The 17,479-nt window shown below is 39.1% G+C and carries 10 protein-coding genes and 1 pseudogene; 1 reads left to right on the top strand and 10 read right to left on the bottom strand.

The genetic code is table 11. The annotated features are described in order from the left end of the window. Nucleotides 1-554: 554 nt before the first annotated feature. The 10 genes and pseudogenes from rluF to GQR53_RS00805 form a co-directional block, all read right to left on the bottom strand. A complete protein-coding gene (gene rluF / locus GQR53_RS00850; protein ID WP_165742605.1) occupies nt 555-1,580 on the bottom strand; it encodes a 23S rRNA pseudouridine(2604) synthase RluF in 1,026 nt (341 codons plus the stop codon). Between the two features lie 86 nt (nt 1,581-1,666). Next, nucleotides 1,667-2,737: a DUF418 domain-containing protein gene (locus GQR53_RS00845; protein WP_165742683.1), complete on the bottom strand. Its 1,071-nt coding sequence runs from the start codon at nt 2,735-2,737 to the stop codon at nt 1,667-1,669. A gap of 30 nt (nt 2,738-2,767) precedes the next feature. Continuing rightward, nucleotides 2,768-3,982 carry an HDOD domain-containing protein gene (locus GQR53_RS00840; protein WP_149603661.1) on the bottom strand — a complete coding sequence of 405 codons (1,215 nt, stop codon included), beginning with the start codon at nt 3,980-3,982 and terminating at the stop codon, nt 2,768-2,770. A gap of 89 nt (nt 3,983-4,071) precedes the next feature. Then, the gene (locus GQR53_RS00835) at nt 4,072-5,607 is read right to left on the bottom strand and encodes a glycogen/starch synthase (RefSeq protein ID WP_165742604.1); all 1,536 of its coding nucleotides are present in this window, start codon (nt 5,605-5,607) and stop codon (nt 4,072-4,074) included. Between the two features lie 80 nt (nt 5,608-5,687). Further along, nucleotides 5,688-6,989 (bottom strand): glucose-1-phosphate adenylyltransferase, encoded by a 1,302-nt coding sequence (gene glgC / locus GQR53_RS00830; RefSeq protein WP_002958601.1) that lies wholly within the window; start codon nt 6,987-6,989, stop codon nt 5,688-5,690. 14 nt (nt 6,990-7,003) lie between these two features. Further along, nucleotides 7,004-9,541 carry a glycogen/starch/alpha-glucan phosphorylase gene (locus tag GQR53_RS00825; protein ID WP_165742603.1) on the bottom strand — a complete coding sequence of 846 codons (2,538 nt, stop codon included), beginning with the start codon at nt 9,539-9,541 and terminating at the stop codon, nt 7,004-7,006. Then, a complete protein-coding gene (glgX, locus tag GQR53_RS00820; RefSeq protein WP_165742602.1) occupies nt 9,534-11,597 on the bottom strand; it encodes a glycogen debranching protein GlgX in 2,064 nt (687 codons plus the stop codon). The genes GQR53_RS00825 and glgX overlap by 8 nt, the downstream gene beginning before the upstream one ends. Further along, nucleotides 11,590-13,797, bottom strand: coding sequence for a 1,4-alpha-glucan branching protein GlgB (gene glgB, locus GQR53_RS00815; RefSeq protein WP_165742601.1), 2,208 nt, complete (start codon nt 13,795-13,797; stop codon nt 11,590-11,592). Before glgB ends, glgX begins: the two co-directional genes overlap by 8 nt. Then, the gene (gene malQ / locus GQR53_RS00810; protein WP_165742600.1) at nt 13,798-15,792 is read right to left on the bottom strand and encodes a 4-alpha-glucanotransferase; all 1,995 of its coding nucleotides are present in this window, start codon (nt 15,790-15,792) and stop codon (nt 13,798-13,800) included. A gap of 9 nt (nt 15,793-15,801) precedes the next feature. After that, nucleotides 15,802-16,104: pseudogene (locus tag GQR53_RS00805) on the bottom strand (isoamylase early set domain-containing protein). Between the two features lie 386 nt (nt 16,105-16,490). Here GQR53_RS00805 and GQR53_RS00800 point away from each other — a divergent pair. Further along, the gene (locus GQR53_RS00800) at nt 16,491-17,423 is read left to right on the top strand and encodes a hypothetical protein (RefSeq protein WP_165742599.1); all 933 of its coding nucleotides are present in this window, start codon (nt 16,491-16,493) and stop codon (nt 17,421-17,423) included. Nucleotides 17,424-17,479 lie beyond the last annotated feature (56 nt).

The following is a 17,479-nucleotide window of genomic DNA, read 5'->3' as shown; positions in this document are numbered from 1 at the left end:
CTCCGCTGGTTTTACTTGCATGGGATGAACAAGCCGACCCCGCTTTTATCCCCAACAGTATATATAACACCTTAACATTTACGTTATTTCCAATAACGGCGATAGTGTTGTCGGTTGTTTTATTAAGGCACCTATATAAAAAATACAATAATAACTTTGAATTTAAACATACAGTTAAAAATTATATTGCTGAGCATGGGAAGTTCCGCAGCGCATTTATACCACTGTTTTTGCCCATTTTAATTTACTTATGGTTATGGACGTCAGTTTGTATTTCTGTGAAATTATGGGCCAATAAACACAGCAATAATATATGGCAGCAAGAGCATCAATTACTAGAGGTAGGTAGTTGCCCAACTGATTATGAGTACAGTTGTGCAACGCTAACTGTGCTTAGTTTACAGAACTACAGAAAATACACTTTTAGTGGTATTTAGATAAGAATAAATTGGTGACTTTGCAAAATAACAATATAAATTTAGTGGGCGTTACAAGCCCACTTGGCAATATAGTACAAGAAATACAGTGGTAGTAGAATACCACTTAGGTGCAGATTATTTTTTTAAGCTAAGGGTACGCCCCGAGCTAGGTTTTGACTGTGACGACTTGTTCTCTTTAATACTTTTTGGCTTACCAACATACGTGGTAGAACGCTTTTGATAAGGTGCTTTACTGCGCTCATTTTTGCGCTCGCCATTAGCATTACTGCGATCAGAGTTGCGACTTGAATTTCGCTCAGTACTACGCTCGCCACTTTGTTCGCCTTTATTAAAACGGCGAGGATTTTCACCCTGAAAATCACGCTTTTTAGGAGCCGACAGCATATTATTTTCTGATTGTTTATTAGCATCAAGCGAATGTTCTTGAGTTTTACCTGAGTCAGAAATCGAGTCGTTTATTTGCGCCATTTCAGTATCAGACAAATGACGCCACTGCCCTACCTTTAAACCTTTTAGTGTTACGTTCATTATACGAGTGCGCTTTAACGTCACCACTTCGTAACCTAAATATTCACACATACGGCGTATTTGGCGGTTTAAACCTTGTGTAAGTACTATTTTAAATTCTTTAGGGGCAGTTTGTGTCACTTTACACTTTTTAGTCACGGTATCTAAAATAGGCACGCCATTGGCCATTTTTGTAACAAACTGACGATTAAGCGGTTTATCAACCGTAACAACATATTCTTTTTCGTGGTTATTACCCGCACGCAAAATTTTATTAACGATATCGCCTTCGTTAGTTAAAAATATAAGTCCTTCAGACGGTCTATCTAAACGCCCTATTGGAAATATACGCGTAGGATAATTTACCGCGCGAATAATATTACTTTGAATTTTACTTTCGGTAGTACACGTAATACCAACGGGTTTATTGTAAGCGATATAAACGCGCTTTGGTGTGGCTTTAAGTGGCTTGCCATCAACTAATACAACATCGGTAGCAGCTACTTTTACGCCCATTTCAGGCGAGTAGCCATTAACGCTGACACGACCTTGCTCAATATATTTATCGGCTTCGCGGCGTGAACAAAATCCTGTTTCACTAATAAATTTATTTAAACGTTTTAATTCGGTCATGGCACTTATAGCGTAGTAATTTTTAAGGCGAGTAGTGTAAACCACCCACACTATTTTTTCGCCCCTAATTTAAAATTTATAGGTGTTTAAGCATTAATTTTTGCTTTCGTTAATTTACGCCATACAAATTCAAGCGGGCCTTGGTTAAAATAGCGGCTGTATATAAAGGTAAATATGAGCTGCAGTGCAACTAATGCCGTTGCAACTAACCAGTAGTCAATACGATCAAAATTGAGCACCCAGTGCGTAAATAGCACTTTATATAACAACAGTTGTATGAGTGTTTGGCTAATATATAAAGTAAATGCTAAGCGCCCCGCTTGTTGAATAAGCGTGCCAACGTGTGCGCTGTTATTGCAAAATTTAACAATTAAATGAATATACAGCGTAGCCATACCTAGCGCCGCAAAAATATTTACAAATTCTTGCACCCCATATCCTAAGCTGCCATTAAGCTGTGATGCATAAAGCCTGATTCCACAAAAAACAAGGGTCATTGCACCGCAAACTATTAATTGCTGAGTCGTTAAGCCTTTACTAAAAACGTCTTGTTTATATAAATAAATGCCAATGAGCATAAGGCCCACGCACATCCACATTGTCATTATTGGCACCATAACAAGCATTAACGTGTTCATAGCAAGGTTACTAATAAAGTAATCAATATAGTGTGGGTTATATAATTCAATAAACTGTGCTGTATCGCGGTAAATTATTTCATCGGGTACGCTAGATATAACAAGTAAGGTAATCACAGCCGACAACAAGGTAAATGCAAACCCTCTTTTTAAAAGTACGTTGCTATCACTTTCTAAATATTTAATAACAAACCAGCCAGATACACCGTAAACAAATAAAATATCACCGGCCCAAAGTAAAAAACCATGCGCTAAACCAAAGAGGATTAACCAATAGAGCCTGCTTTTTATCTGCACTTCAGACTTGTAACGTTGCCACTGAATATAAAGCCCAGCACCAAAAAGCAAACTAAACAGCGTTCTAAAACGCCCGTCTACAAACACGCTGCTAAGGGTGTGAATAATTGAGTCGCTAACAGGAGGATTAGTTAAGGAGGTATATCCGTAGTCAAAAAGGCCGAAGGCGTAAGCATTCATGTAAACTAGGCCAAGCACGGCAACGCCGCGAATAAAGTCCATATTATAATTGCGCATTAAAGCTATTATCCGTTAAATATTATTCTTATAACTGTCAGCCCAATCGACTGACTGCTGGTAAAGTGGAGGTAGTATAGCACTGTCAATATTCAACAAAAGTACAGCTTGTTCAAGTGCCCACCAGCTTCCTGTTTCATATGCTTTAACAACGTTTAAAATATAATAAAGTGTGTTTTTGTCCCCTAATAATGCCGTTTTTATTTCATCAGGGAAAGGTAGCTTTTCAACAAGCAAGCTCATTGGTTGATCAAGGATTGCATCTAGCAGTGAAAATAATCCTGTTAAAAATGCTTCGCCTGACTGACTTTTATTAACCTTTTTTGCCACAAGCTCACAAAAACGAGCACGTACAACACACACTTGCATTAGCTCTGCAGGTTTTTTACCCGCTGTATGAGCAGTAACAATAAGGCTCACAAACTTTTTAAGGCGTTCGTGTCCTAAATACACGAGCGCTTGCTTTAATGACGATATTTGGCTTTGTATAGGAAACACACCGCTGTTTATTAATCTCAGTAACTTATATGCGAGTGCAGCATCTAGCTCAAACAGGCTTGCGATTGTTTTAATGTCAGGGCTTTGCTTCATTATTTCTGCGTAAATAGCGACGACTAAACCATAATTATAATCAATGTCGTTTTGCTTGATCATGGTAGGCTTTGCAAAAAAATAGCCTTGAAAATAATCAAACCCCATATCAAAGGCAAGCTCATAGTCTTCTTGTGTTTCTATTTTTTCGGCTAGTATTTTTATTTGTTTATGCGCTTGTAACTTAGTAACTATGGGCTGTATTTCGCTAAGAGGTGTAATTGCAATATCAAATTTAATGAGCTTCACAAGCTTTAGAAAACGATCCCATTGTGGTTTATATACAAAATCATCGAGCGCGAGTTTGTAGTTACTATGAAATAAACCTCGGCATAGCTCATAGTTGTCGTCGGTAGGTTCTATGGTTTCGAGCAACTCAATCACAACGTCTTGGCATGGTAAGAAAGCACATAAATCGAGTTTTAATGATTCAGGTCCTATATTTATAAGCGCTTTTTTGCCTGATGTAATATGGCGTGTACCTAAATTTAATTGATTTTCCATAATAAGCCTTGCTGTTGCTTGGCCTTCTGCAATATCTGGAAAATAATTTTTTGGACTATCACGAAAAAGTAGCTCATAGGCTACTACTTTTTTACTTCGATTGAATATTGCTTGCCTTGCAACAAATACAGACACATTACCTACTTCTTAGCTTTTATATAATACTAAGTAATTAAACCCTAAGCAGGTAGATTTGTCACTAAACTTTAAAGTACAGAAACGATTTACCGGTATAAGGTTGTTATATAATCAGTTGCCACTTGTGGCCACGAAAAACGCATTTGCTCTGCGCTGTGCTTAATTTTATGCCACTTTTTAGGATTTTGCTTTTTAATTAAGAGAGTTTCGTCTAAACAGCTAATTAAATTACGCGTTTGCGTTGCTAACGTATCTCCATTAAAGCTAAAACCATTTTCGTGGTGTTTAACTGTATCTTTTAATCCGCCAACACTGTGAACTAAACACGGTTGCCCCGCTCGCATTGCTAGCATTTGGCTAATACCACACGGTTCAAACGAGCTTGGCATTAAAAATAAGTCACCTACTTGATACATTAAATCGCCAACACCTTGCCCATAGCCCTTTAAAAATAAAAGATTGGAATTACGCGCCATTGCTTTGGTAAATATGCTTTCGAGCTCTTTGTCACCCGAGCCGAGAATAATAAGTCTGCCATTATGTTCACTAATTAATTGGCACACTTTATCAATAGCTAAAGCTCCATTAACTTGCTGGCACAATAACAACACTTTTTGCTCTGTAAGTCGGCCAACGCTTGTGACTAATGGGCCATTATTAATCGTTGCTTTAAATTGCTGTAGTCGTTGGTGGGCAATATAGTAGCCGCTTTGTAACTGCTCGCTATTTGCCATCCAAGTAAATAAAGTGTTCCCTGCTTGGCTATAAAAATCGGCAAGAGTTACCCCTTCAAGTTCATTACTTGGATACTCACATCCGTTTAAAATACCGACAAGCTTTCCTTGGCTTGCTGCATTTTGCAGATCTTGCTCAAGCCCTTCGCCACCAAAAAAACCATGCTCGTAATTACTAGGTTCAAGAACCTCTTGGCTGTAGGTTGGTGATACAACATGTATTTTATCGCACAGATTTATTGCACTGCGCATAGGGTTAAAGCAATGCGGATAACGAGGGTCACATAGTTGCTGGCCATTATAGCTAAGTGACGGAAACCACGCCTCTAAGCTTGAATCATCATGTTTGAAAGGTCTAATACCTTGCAGTGCAATATTATGTACTGTGTAGGCAATGGGTAAGGTATTAAGTGAGCTATAACGTGGCTCAAACTTAAGTAAAACTGCAACGCAGGCGCTGTGCCAATCATGTAAATGTAGAGCTGTAGGGGGCTTTAATACACCTTGTAATAATGCTTCGCAGACAGCTGCATTAAATAAAGCAAATTTTGTCGCATCAGTTGCAAAAGGCCTCCCCGGTGCATCATTACAATATACACTGCCTGATTCACTAAATAACGGGTGGCTAATAACAATTTGGCTTACATTATTTTCGGCTTGTTGTACTTTAAAAATGGTTAATACATGGGGTTGAGCATTAAATGCAACGGTTACTTCACCTATATAAATACGCTCAAGCGGCTCAAACCCGTAATCAGGAATAACAACATCAACCGTTATACCTTGCTTTGCAAGAGCCTTAGGTGCATCGCGTACTACATCTGCCACACCGCCTACTTTTGCGCCTGGTAACGCGTCATTTTCTGCTGCAACCATTAATACATGCATTAATTTATTATTTCCTTTAAACCTGTGTGAGCTTGCTCACAAATGAGCAAGCTATGTTGTCGTGCTTATCTAACTTGTTGTTACGCTAGCTTTTTATTTTCTCGCGCTTGGCGTTCTAACTTTTTTGCAAGCTCAGTGAGCATATCACGTGTAACAAGAACGATACCTTTTTTAGATACCCTAAAGCCGTTTTCTTCATCTGTTTTTTTGTCAAAACCGATTTCAAGACCCGCAGGTATTTCACAGCTTCTATCTATTATTGCGCGTTTAATTTTACAACCTCGGTTTATAACCGCACCGGGTAAAATAACCGACTGCTCAATAGTACAAAATGAGCGAACGTGAACGTTAGAAAACAACAGGGATTTTCTAACCGCAGAGCCCGAAATAATACACCCACCCGAGACTGTTGAGTCTAAAGCCATACCACGTCTATCTTCGTCATCGAAAATAAATTTAGCAGGTGGTAGTTGCTCTTGATAAGTCCATATTGGCCACGTTGGATCGTATAAATCAAGTTGTGGCTCTGGCATTACCAGTTCCATATTAGCTTCCCAGAACGAGTCAAGCGTACCTACATCGCGCCAATAAGGTTGCCCTTCTTGGTTTGGATCTCTAAATGGGAAAGCAAATACATTATGCTCTTCTATAATCGCTGGAATAATATCGTGACCAAAATCGCGTCCAGAGCCTTCATTTTCAGAATCTTTTTTAAGTTGCTCAAATAAAAATTCTGTATTGAAAATGTAGTTCCCCATTGATGCTAAACATGTACCTGGCTTGCCGGGTACGGAGCTCGGCATTGCTGGTTTTTCATCAAAACGACACACTCTATTTTCTTCATCAACGGTCATTACACCAAACGTGTCTGCGGCTTCCTCTACTGGGACTTCAATACAACACACAGTCATATCTGCGCCTTTTTGCACATGTTCAGCCAATAAAGCACCATAGTCCATACGGTACACATGATCTCCAGACAAAATCATCACATATTTAGGAAGCTCATGACGAATAATATCTATGTTTTGAAAAACAGCATCTGCGGTTCCACAATACCAATCATCACCTTGGCGCTGAGATGCAGGTAGTATTTCAACCGACTCTCCTAGCTCTTTTTTAAAGTGCCCCCATGCGCGGTTTACATGGCGTATTAATGAATGTGATTTATATTGTGTAGCAATACCAACACGTCTCACACCCGAGTTAATGCAGTTTGATAGTGGAAAATCGATAATTCGATGCTTACCACCAAAGTAAACTGCTGGCTTTGCTCGCCAATCGGTTAGCTCATGCAGGCGAGAACCGCGTCCGCCTGCCAGTATTAACGCGTAAGTTTCTCTGGTTAGGCTACTTATGTAGCGATTTGCATAATTAGGCATAATACTCTCTCCATTTAGTCTAGGCTGTTAGTGGCATGGCTTTTAGTTGTCGTTAAGTCTGTTTCACTAATATTGAGGGGTTCTAAATGCCAAATGTCTTCACTGTATTGGCTTATGGTTCTATCACTTGAAAACAGTCCACTGGCTGCCGTATTTAAAATACTCATTTGTGTCCAGTAGGTTTGATCTGCGTAAGCTTTATCAACTTCTTTTTGAGCTGCTACATAACTTTCAAAATCGTGCGCAACAAGCCATGGATCGTGCGGGCTCTTAATTGCATTTGTTATATCGTCAAATAAGCATGGCTCAAATAAATTAAAATGCCCGCTCTCGAGTAATTGCATCACATTCTTTAAATCGCTATTTTGCGATATTAAATGCTCTGGATTATAACGTGATTTAATATCGTCAATTTCGTGAGCTTGTGCGCCAAACAAAAAGAAGTTGTCTGCACCAACGGCATCTCTAATTTCAATGTTTGCACCATCGAGCGTCCCTATCGTCAATGCACCATTCATCATAAACTTCATGTTACCAGTACCAGACGCTTCTTTGCCTGCGGTAGATACTTGCTCTGAGAGGTCGGTTGCAGGACAAATAACTTCCATTGCGGTTACGTTGTAATTAGGTAAAAATGCGACGCGTAAATATGGTGCAGCTTGAGGGTCTTTATTTATAACCTCTGCCACGTTATTAATAAGCTTAATAATTTTTTTAGCCATGTAATAACCTGGCGCTGCTTTACCACCTAATAGAACACAACGAGGAACAAGTCCTTGGGTATCCCCACGGCGAATGCGGTCATATAAATGAATCACATGAAGTATGTTTAATAGCTGACGTTTGTATTCGTGGATACGTTTTACTTGTACGTCAAACATCATTGATACATCAAAATCGATATCGCAGCGCGCCTTAACTAAATCAACTAAACGTTGTTTGTTTTCACGTTTAGCATTTTGCCACTGCTCATGAAATGCCTTGTTGTCATAAAAACGACGTAGGTCACTAATTTTTGAGAAGTTTTTAACCCAGTCATGACCAATTTTTCCACCAATTAATTCACTTAATACTGGATTACAATGCGCAAGCCATCGACGAGGCGTTACACCATTTGTTTTGTTATTAAACTTATCTGGCCACAATGCATAAAATTCTTTAAATAATCCCGCTTTTAACAGTTCAGTATGAAGTGCTGCTACGCCATTTACAGAGTAACTACCTACAATAGCTAAATAAGCCATACGAATTTGCGGCTCATCACCCTCTTCAATCAGTGACAATGCACGTTGCTTTTCAACATCTCCCGGCCATTGCTGTGCAACTTGTGCTAAAAAGCGTGCATTTATCTCGTAAACTATTTCTAAAATGCGTGGTAATAATTTTGAAAACAACAAAACAGACCATTTTTCAAGCGCTTCAGGAAGTAGCGTATGATTTGTATAGGCCATGGTTTTAGTTGTGATTTGCCACGCATCGTTCCAATTTAATTCGTAATCATCAATTAAAATACGCATTAGCTCTGCAACAGCAATACTTGGATGCGTGTCGTTTAACTGAAAAACATGAAAATCAGCAAAGTCACTAAAGCTCTCGCCATGTTGAGAAACCCATTGGTCTACTACGTCTTGAATACTCGCCGATGATAAAAAGTATTGTTGGCGTAACCTAAGCTCCTTACCATTTTCGCTGCTGTCATTTGGATACAGCACCATGGTGATCTGTTCGGCTAGATTTTTTTGTGCGACGGCTTCTGAGTAACTGCCCGCATTAAATTCGGTTAAATTAAATTCATCTGTTGCCTCTGATTTCCACAGACGTAGTGTATTTACGATATTGTTTTTATAACCAGGGACAGGTACATCGTACGGTACAGCTAATACATCTTGTGAGCCCATCCATTGACGGTGCTCTCTGCCAAATTTATCTGTGTAACTTTGCACATAGCCACCAAACTTCACACGTTTTGCATGCTCTGGTGCGCTTAGCTCCCATGGATGTCCTTCACGTAGCCAGTTATCTGGTTGCTCAATTTGGTTACCATCTTTAATCGATTGATTAAACATGCCGTATTCGTATCGTAGGCCATAGCCAATAACAGGCAACGCTAAACTAGCACAGCTATCTAAAAAGCAGGCTGCAAGGCGCCCTAGCCCGCCATTTCCTAGGCCAGCGTCGTGCTCGGCGTCTTCAATTGTTTCTATTGTTGTGCAGTACTCTTGTAGTGCTGAGCTTACTTGTTTATCTAAATCTAGATTTAAAACAGCATTACCTAGCGCACGCCCCATCAAAAACTCAAGAGAAAGGTAAGCCGTTTTGCGCCGTTTCTCTTGCTTAATTTGTTGATTCGTTTCTCTGCAGCGGGCCACAAGTCTGTCGCGAATAGTAAGCGCTAATGCGTGATACAAATAATGCTGCGATTCACCCACCTTATCTCGGCCGAGGGTATAATAAAAATGCCGTGTTAAGTCATCTTTAAGCGTACTTTCATCAATAACTGGCCCTTCTTGCCAGCCCTTTACTACACACACTTGATCACTTTGTTTAACCATGACTAACATCCTCTAAATTGGCACTAAAAACCCAACTACTTTGTGCTGAAATTTCAACCATCGCATCTTCATTACTGCTCACAGATGCATTATGTACACTTGATAGAATCATTTGCCACGGCGCATTAATTGGCGATGGGGGCATTTGACAAAAAATTGTTTTTTCACTGGCATTAAATACAATCAGCAATGCATGATTGTTTTGCTTATCAAGTAAGCTATACATTAAAAACTGTCTGGTATCTTCATGCCAGTGAGCATCAGTCATGGTTTTACCTTGTTCGGTAAACCACTTAACGGTAAAACGCTCGTCTATATCATCTAAAAATACACTGTGTTTAAACGCACTGTGCGCACGTCTAATTTTTAATGCATCATCAATAAATCGTGTTAACGAATGATTAAGTTGAGAATCTTTCCAGGCAAGCCAACTAGTGCGATTATTTTGGCAATAAGCATTGTTATTCCCCCCTTGCGAGTGCGCCATTTCGCTACCAGCAGCAATCATGGGAACACCTTTTGAGAGAATTAAAGTAAGTAAAAAGTTCTTTTGTTGCTGTAAGCGCAGTGCGTTTATTTTAGAGTCGCTGGTAAAACCTTCTACCCCACAGTTAAACGAATGATTTGCACTGTGCCCATCTCGATTTTGCTCGCCATTAGCTTCGTTATGTTTATGCTCATAACTCACTAAATCAGCAAGGGTAAAACCATCATGACTCGCTATAAAATTAATACTATTGAGCGGCCCACGTTGGCTGTGCTCAAAAATATCAAACGATCCATGCAAACGTTTTGCAACGTTGGCAATAATGCCTGTTTCACTTTGCCAAAAACGTCTAATTACATCGCGGTATTGATCGTTCCATTCTCGCCATGGCGGCGGGAATGCACCAAGCTGATAACCACCTGGGCCTATATCCCAAGGCTCACTTATTAACTTAACTTTGTTAAGCACAGGGTCTTGGGCAACTACTTGTAAAAAAGTATGTGCGGAGCTAAAGCCTGCTTTTGAGCGGCCTAAAATGGTCGCTAAATCAAACCTAAAACCATCAACTCCCATTACTTCAACCCAATAACGAAGGCTATCAAGTACAAGTTGCAGTGTTTTAGGGTGGTCAATATTTATGGTATTACCACAGCCGGTATCGTTTATATATACGTCAGGCTGCCCCTCTACTGTGCGGTAATAGGCTAAGTTATCAAAGCCTCTAAGCGATAGTATAGGGCCATCGGCCCCAGCCTCTGCGGTATGGTTATAAACAACATCTAAAATAACTTCTATGTCGGCAGCATGAAGCTCTTTCACCATTTGCTTAAACTCGTTTATATCGTCGTTTACTAAATAGTCTTTATGGGGGGTAAAAAAGTTAAGCGTGTTATAACCCCAATAGTTTTGCAGCCCTTTTCCTGTTAAAAATTGCTCACTAATAAAAGAATGAACAGGTAAAAGCTCAACGGCTGTAACACCAAAGCTTTGTAAGTGTTCAATAAAGCTTGGGTGGCTTAACCCTAAAAACTTCCCTTGTAGAGATTTGGGAATTTTAGGATGACGACACGTTGTACCTTTTACATGACACTCATAAATAACCGTGTTTGACCAACGGTGGTTAGGCTTTTTATGCCTATACATCGTAGGAGCCGCTACTTTTGATTTAGGTATATCAATCGCATTATTTACAGTGCTTTTAGTACCGATGGGCATTTGCCCGTAATGGCGTTCACTCCAAGTAAACTCACCAAACAAGTCTTTTGCATATGGGTCTATCAGCAGCTTATTTTCGTTAAACAGTTGACCATTTTTAGGGTTATATTCACCCTCAACTCTAAAACCATAAAGCGCACCGGCGTTTAATGGCGAAATATGAATACTCCAAATACCCCCTTCGTTGATATTCATCGCCATTTTTAGTATTTCTGAATGGCCACTTTTATCAAACAGGCATACATAAGCTTGGCTCGCCCCAGGCGCATAAAGCGCGAAGTTGACCCCATTATCAATAACACTAGAGCCAAGTGGTTCTACATTACCGGGTGCTACATCAAATCGGTTACTCATCATCAACCTTTTGTAAATAAATAGTAGTTAAGCCACCAATGGCAATTGAAATACTGTGTTTAAAACCATGATTTGATTCGTTTATTGCCTGAACTATCTGCGATGAATCTTTAGTTACCTCTACGCCAGAGCCAAAAAACTGAGTATCATCTGTATTTAAAATGACCTTGTAACGCCCTTTACTCGGTACGCCAATAACGTAGTTTTCATAGGACGCGGGGGTAAAATTAGCAATAACAACCACAAAGTTTTTTGCGTTTTTAGCATAGCGAACAAAGCTCAGAATGCTCTGCTGATTATTATTGTTATCTATCCAGGTAAAACCAGCCGCGCTCGAATCTAGCTCATACAACGCAGGTTGGTTTTTATAAACCGTATTTAGTGTTTTTACCGTTTGCTTTATACCATTATGGCTTTGGTGCTCAAGTAAATGCCAATCAATAGAATGATCGTGTCCCCACTCTTTTCGCTGTGCAATTTCACCGCCCATAAATAAGAGTTTTTTACCCGGGTGTGCCCACATAAATGCGTAATAAGCGCGTAAATTTGCAAATTTCTGCCAATCATCGCCTGGCATTTTTTCAATTAACGAGCCTTTACCATGTACTACCTCATCGTGGCTTAATGGCAATATATAGTTTTCGCTAAACGCGTATACCATCGAAAAAGTCATTTCGTGATGATGATGCTGACGATAAAGCGGGTCGTGCTGCATGTAATGCAAACTATCGTTCATCCAACCCATGTTCCACTTATAACCAAAGCCTAAACCGTTGTGCTCAACACTTTGGGTGACACCCGGCCATGCTGTTGACTCCTCAGCCACCATCATAATGCCTGGGTTGTTTTTATAGCTGCGCATATTGACTTGCTTTAGGCACTCAATTGCACCTAAGTTTTCACGCCCACCGTAGCAATTAGCAACCCACTCGCCTTCTTTTCGGCTGTAATCTAAATACAACATAGAAGCTACGGCATCTACACGCAGGCCATCTAAACCAAATTGATGTAGCCAATACATAGCATTTGATATTAAAAAGCTTTTAACTTCAGGACGGTCGTAGTTATAAATGTAGGTATTCCAATCAGGATGAAACCCTTGGCGTTTATCAGCATGCTCATATAAATGGGTGCCATCAAATCGATGTAAGCCATGCGGATCACTTGGAAAATGCCCTGGCACCCAATCAAGTAAAATACCTAAATTAGCTTTGTGGCACTGCTCTACAAAGTATTTAAAGCTGTTGTAGCCGCCAAAGCGGCTGGTAGGTGCAAATAATCCAACAGGCTGATACCCCCACGAACCATCAAACGGGTATTCACTTATTGGCATAAGTTGCAGGTGAGTAAAATTCATTTCAAGAGCGTAGCTAACGAGTTTGTCGGCAAGCTCTGTGTAACTTAAATAACGGTTGTTTTCAGCGCGTTGCCATGAGCCTAAATGCACTTCGTAAATACTAATTGGTGCATCAATATGGTTACGCTTTTGTCTGTTTTGAAGTGCCTGCTCGCCAAGCTTTATAGGTTCTGGTTTATACTGCAGTACACTTGCGGTGCCAGGTGCTTGTTGCATTTTAAATGCATAGGGGTCGGCTTTTTCGAGCACCTCTCCACTTTGCGCGGTAATTGCAAATTTGTAGCACATGTCAGCTTTAAGGCCTGGTACAAATAACTCCCATACACCACTTGCAGGATGAAAGCGCATAAAGTGGCGATTCGCTTGCCAAAAGTTAAACTCACCAATAATAGAGACACTTGCCGCATTAGGCGCCCATACACAAAAACGTACACCGTCTACGTTTTGTTGAGTACTAAAATGTGCACCAAAATGCGAGTAAGCATGTTCAAGACTGCCTTCGTTAAATAAATACATTGCCTCTGCATCAAGTGTGCTTTGGAAACTGTATTCATCATAAAAGGTAACGCTGCTATCTGTGTACTGAGCAATGCATTCATATGGCGCAGTGGGCAAAGCATCAACTTTGGCTATAAATAAGTCACTTTGCTGGTAGCGTTTCGCCTTAATACTTTTATTATTTAATGTAACACTTACGCTTATTGCACAAGGTAGATAAAAACGAATTTCAACCTCAGCATCCGTTTTATGTGCCCCTAAGAAGCTAAATGGGTCTTTAAATCGCCCTATATTTAATGCGTGTACTTGTGCATCGTAACTATTTTCATTAGTTGTACTGCTCATTTAACCTTTCCTTATTGAATCGATAGCAGCTAAAAGTGAGGCATTTTTGGTAAAAATTTCTTCACTGGTATGCGTTAATACACGTCGCCAATTAGGATATTCTTTATCTGTCCCGGGGATATTAACCGGATACTTTTGCTCATCTAAGTCATCTATTTGTATTGCAAATAAACGCGATTGAGAGCCTGCTAAACACAATGCAAGTGCGCTATAAACAGTCACAGCTTCACTATGTAATAAAAGCTCAGTTGTATTGCCATGGTGATTAATAAAACGTAGTAACCTTTGTTGCTCTTCTATTCGCTGTTGCTTTAGTTGCTCGTATTCATTGCAAGTTATAAGCTTATATTGTTGCTTAATATCTAAATCATCATGTTGCCACCAGCCTGTAAATGGAGGAACATCGTGATTAGCTATCATTAACAAACAATGTGTTGCCAGCTCATCTACCGATAAAAACTCTCCACTGTGCTGTTTCTCAAAATAGAATAAGCTGTTGGAAAAAATACCGCTAGATGCCAAAGCTTCCCTAACCTCTGGCGGTACGATGCCTAAATCTTCACCAATAACAATACTCTGATTAATATGCGATTCAATTTTTAAAATGGCAAGTAAATGCTCAAACGGATAATAAACATAACAGCCGTCTTGTTCGCCATTGCTTTCGAAGCACCACCATAGGCGCCTAATAGCCATTACGTGGTCAATTCGAAGTCCACCTACGTTTTGCATGTTTGCCCGAATGAGCGAGCGGTAAAATTGGTAGTGATTATTACTAAGGCTTTGGGGATTGAGGGCTGGGAGGCCCCAATTTTGACCTGCTTCAGCCCATGGATCGGGTGGAGCGCCTACACTTGCACCTTGGCTAAACAACGATTGCTGATTTTTAAATTCAGCCCCATCGCCAGCACAACCAACAGCTAAGTCGTTTATTAAGCCAATAGCCATGCCTCTCTCTGCGCAACTGTTTTGACACAGTGCCAGTTGCATATGCGCTTGCCATTGCAGGTAATAAGCAAATGTTAGGTTATCTGATTCGAGGGTATTTAACGTAGTAGAATGAGTATTACAAAAATCAGTAAACGCTTGGCGACGCTCATCACTTGCCGTTAATTCAAACTGATTATAAAGCGCTTCAAATAACGTATACTTTGTACGGCTTACATTTTCATAATCTATAAACTGATCATTACTTTTAATAAGCGCAGCGACATCATCTTGCTGCATAATGGCGTCAAGGTTTTCGTTATTTATTGCGTCTTCGCTTAGTACGATAGAAATATAAAGAGGATTTAATAAAGCGCGACTATTAGGGCTATAAGGACTGGCTCGCTCTGGCATATCAGCAAATAACAAATGCAGTGGATTAAGTAATATATAATCCATGTTTTGGAAGCTGCATAGTTTTGTAAGCGCTAATAAATCGTCAAAGTCGCCAATACCCAAATTCGCTCTATTTTTTAATGTGTAAAGCTGAATAGATAATCCAGTGCGCTTTGTGTCTCCCACTTGAAAGACTTGCTCAGGCACGCACCAAATTTGTGTAATAGCGTGTTGCTCACCTACCTGAACATTAGCGTCATGATAGCCAATTGACATATTATCTATGGGTAGTGCCAGCTCAATATAGCGAACGCCATGCAAGTAATATTCACCAGTGACAGCCAAGTTATAAAGGTTATCAAATGCTAAATGCATTCCAAGTGAAGGGACATCAATGTTAGCGGCTAAATATTGCTGACGTTCATCTATACGAAGCTTTAACAAACATGCACTTTGCTCAACTAAACTCACACTAGGTACTAAATCAAGCCAAAGCGATGCATCTAAATCATAAGTTAGTTGAGCTATTCCTGCTTCATTATTTGTATCAACACCACAACATTGCAAAGCACGTTTACGCGTTTCTTCGCTAAAAAATACCTGTTCACCTGTATACTTAGTGAATTCAAAGCCAATACCATGCAGGTAAAACAACTGCGAAAGAGCATCCATTGAATCGCCTTAATTAGTGCGTTGAGTATTTACTATGCTGTTTTCTGTGCCAAATGTATTGCCGATATAACCGTCAGCTTGATGGTCGTTATCTCAAATGTCTCCATTAATTAGATAACGAAAGTGAAATTGTTGATCGATAGGTAAGCGTTGCTTAAATTTAAACACACCTTGTTTTTTATAAAGCTTCATTGGCACTGGTTGCCAATCATTAAATTCACCTAATAAGCAAACTTCTTCTGCCTCTGGATGAGAAAATTCAAAAGTAACTTCAGCTTCATCTTTTGTTTTAAAAAAACGTTTATTCAACATAGCAGGCTCCAACTAAACCAAAAAGGGTACTTAATCTTTGCCACAGGCCATACAACTAAACAAAAAGGCGATGTGGTAACCATCTAAAAATCATTAAACGTGTTATTAGTTAAACAAAACTTTATTTGCGCTTTATTACAGTGCAAATAATATTTCAATTACACCAAAAAGGTGCATTAACCTTATATACAATACGCTTTAAATGATACTTAACATACAGAGCAATATTCAAACCAACAAACTATTAAAAACCTCATTAGTTCAATATATAAATATTTATAGCTGCAAATATCCGAAGAAAATTTAAAATCCTAAATTACTTTTTTTATATTACTTCATCATGGATAATACACATCATTCTAATACTCTGAAATATCATTAATTTCATGTTGAAAAAAAGCATTTTAATAACTACCACCATCATTTTTTTAGTTGTAGCTGCATTTATTGGTACTTCAATTTATACCTTATACAGTAAAAAAGAAATCTCAGTTGATCCTAAATTAAAAGAAATATCAGGAATAGAATTTGATAAACAGCAACGTTTATGGGCAATTAACGACGGAGGCAATGAACCAAAGCTATACAGACTCAATAAAGACGGTTCTATTGCTAAAGAAATTTTAGTTGAAAACGCTAAAAACATTGATTGGGAAGACATGACCCAAAACAAATTTGGGCACTTCTTTTTAGGCGATTTTGGTAACAACAAAAACGATCGTAGATGGCTCACTATTTATAAAATAGAAAACCCGATAGATATAAAAACAGATACGACTCAAGCAGAAATAATTAAGTTTACCTACCCCGAAATGGATGGCAGTCCTATAAAGCCCAATAAACGTAATTTTGATTTAGAGGCATTTGTAGCTCTAGGACGTCACTTATATTTATTTACTAAAAACCGCACAGAGCCATTTGACGGTATTACTAAGGTTTATAAAGTGGGCGATCATGCCGCTAATTTTAAAGCAGAGTTAATAGACTCATTTAAAACATGTACCACTTTAGAAAAGCTATGCTGGATAACATCGGCTGCTTTAAGCCCTGATCGTAAAAAGCTGATATTACTTGATTCAACCAGTATTTGGTTATTCGAAAATTTTGAGGGTGATAAGTTTTTTTCTGGCGATGTATCAAAAATTGACTTAGGAATAGTGACTCAAAAAGAAGCTATCACTTTTTTTGATGACAATACTATTGTATTTACAGATGAAGAGTTTAAAGGTATTGGCGGTAATGCTTATTTTATAAAGCTTGATGAAGCCAAAAAAGAAATTATAAGAAAAAAGCCGACCTCAGAAAAAATACATCCATAATATAATGTGAGGATGTAACTAATTTTGTGTAACTGCCTATCATTATTTACTCTAAA

The sequence above is a fragment of the Pseudoalteromonas sp. Z9A6 genome (genome assembly GCF_011378805.1).
Lineage (GTDB): Bacteria > Pseudomonadota > Gammaproteobacteria > Enterobacterales > Alteromonadaceae > Pseudoalteromonas > Pseudoalteromonas distincta.
The sequence above is the reverse complement of the archived record's forward strand: the minus strand, read 5'-3'. Positions and strand labels throughout refer to the sequence as shown.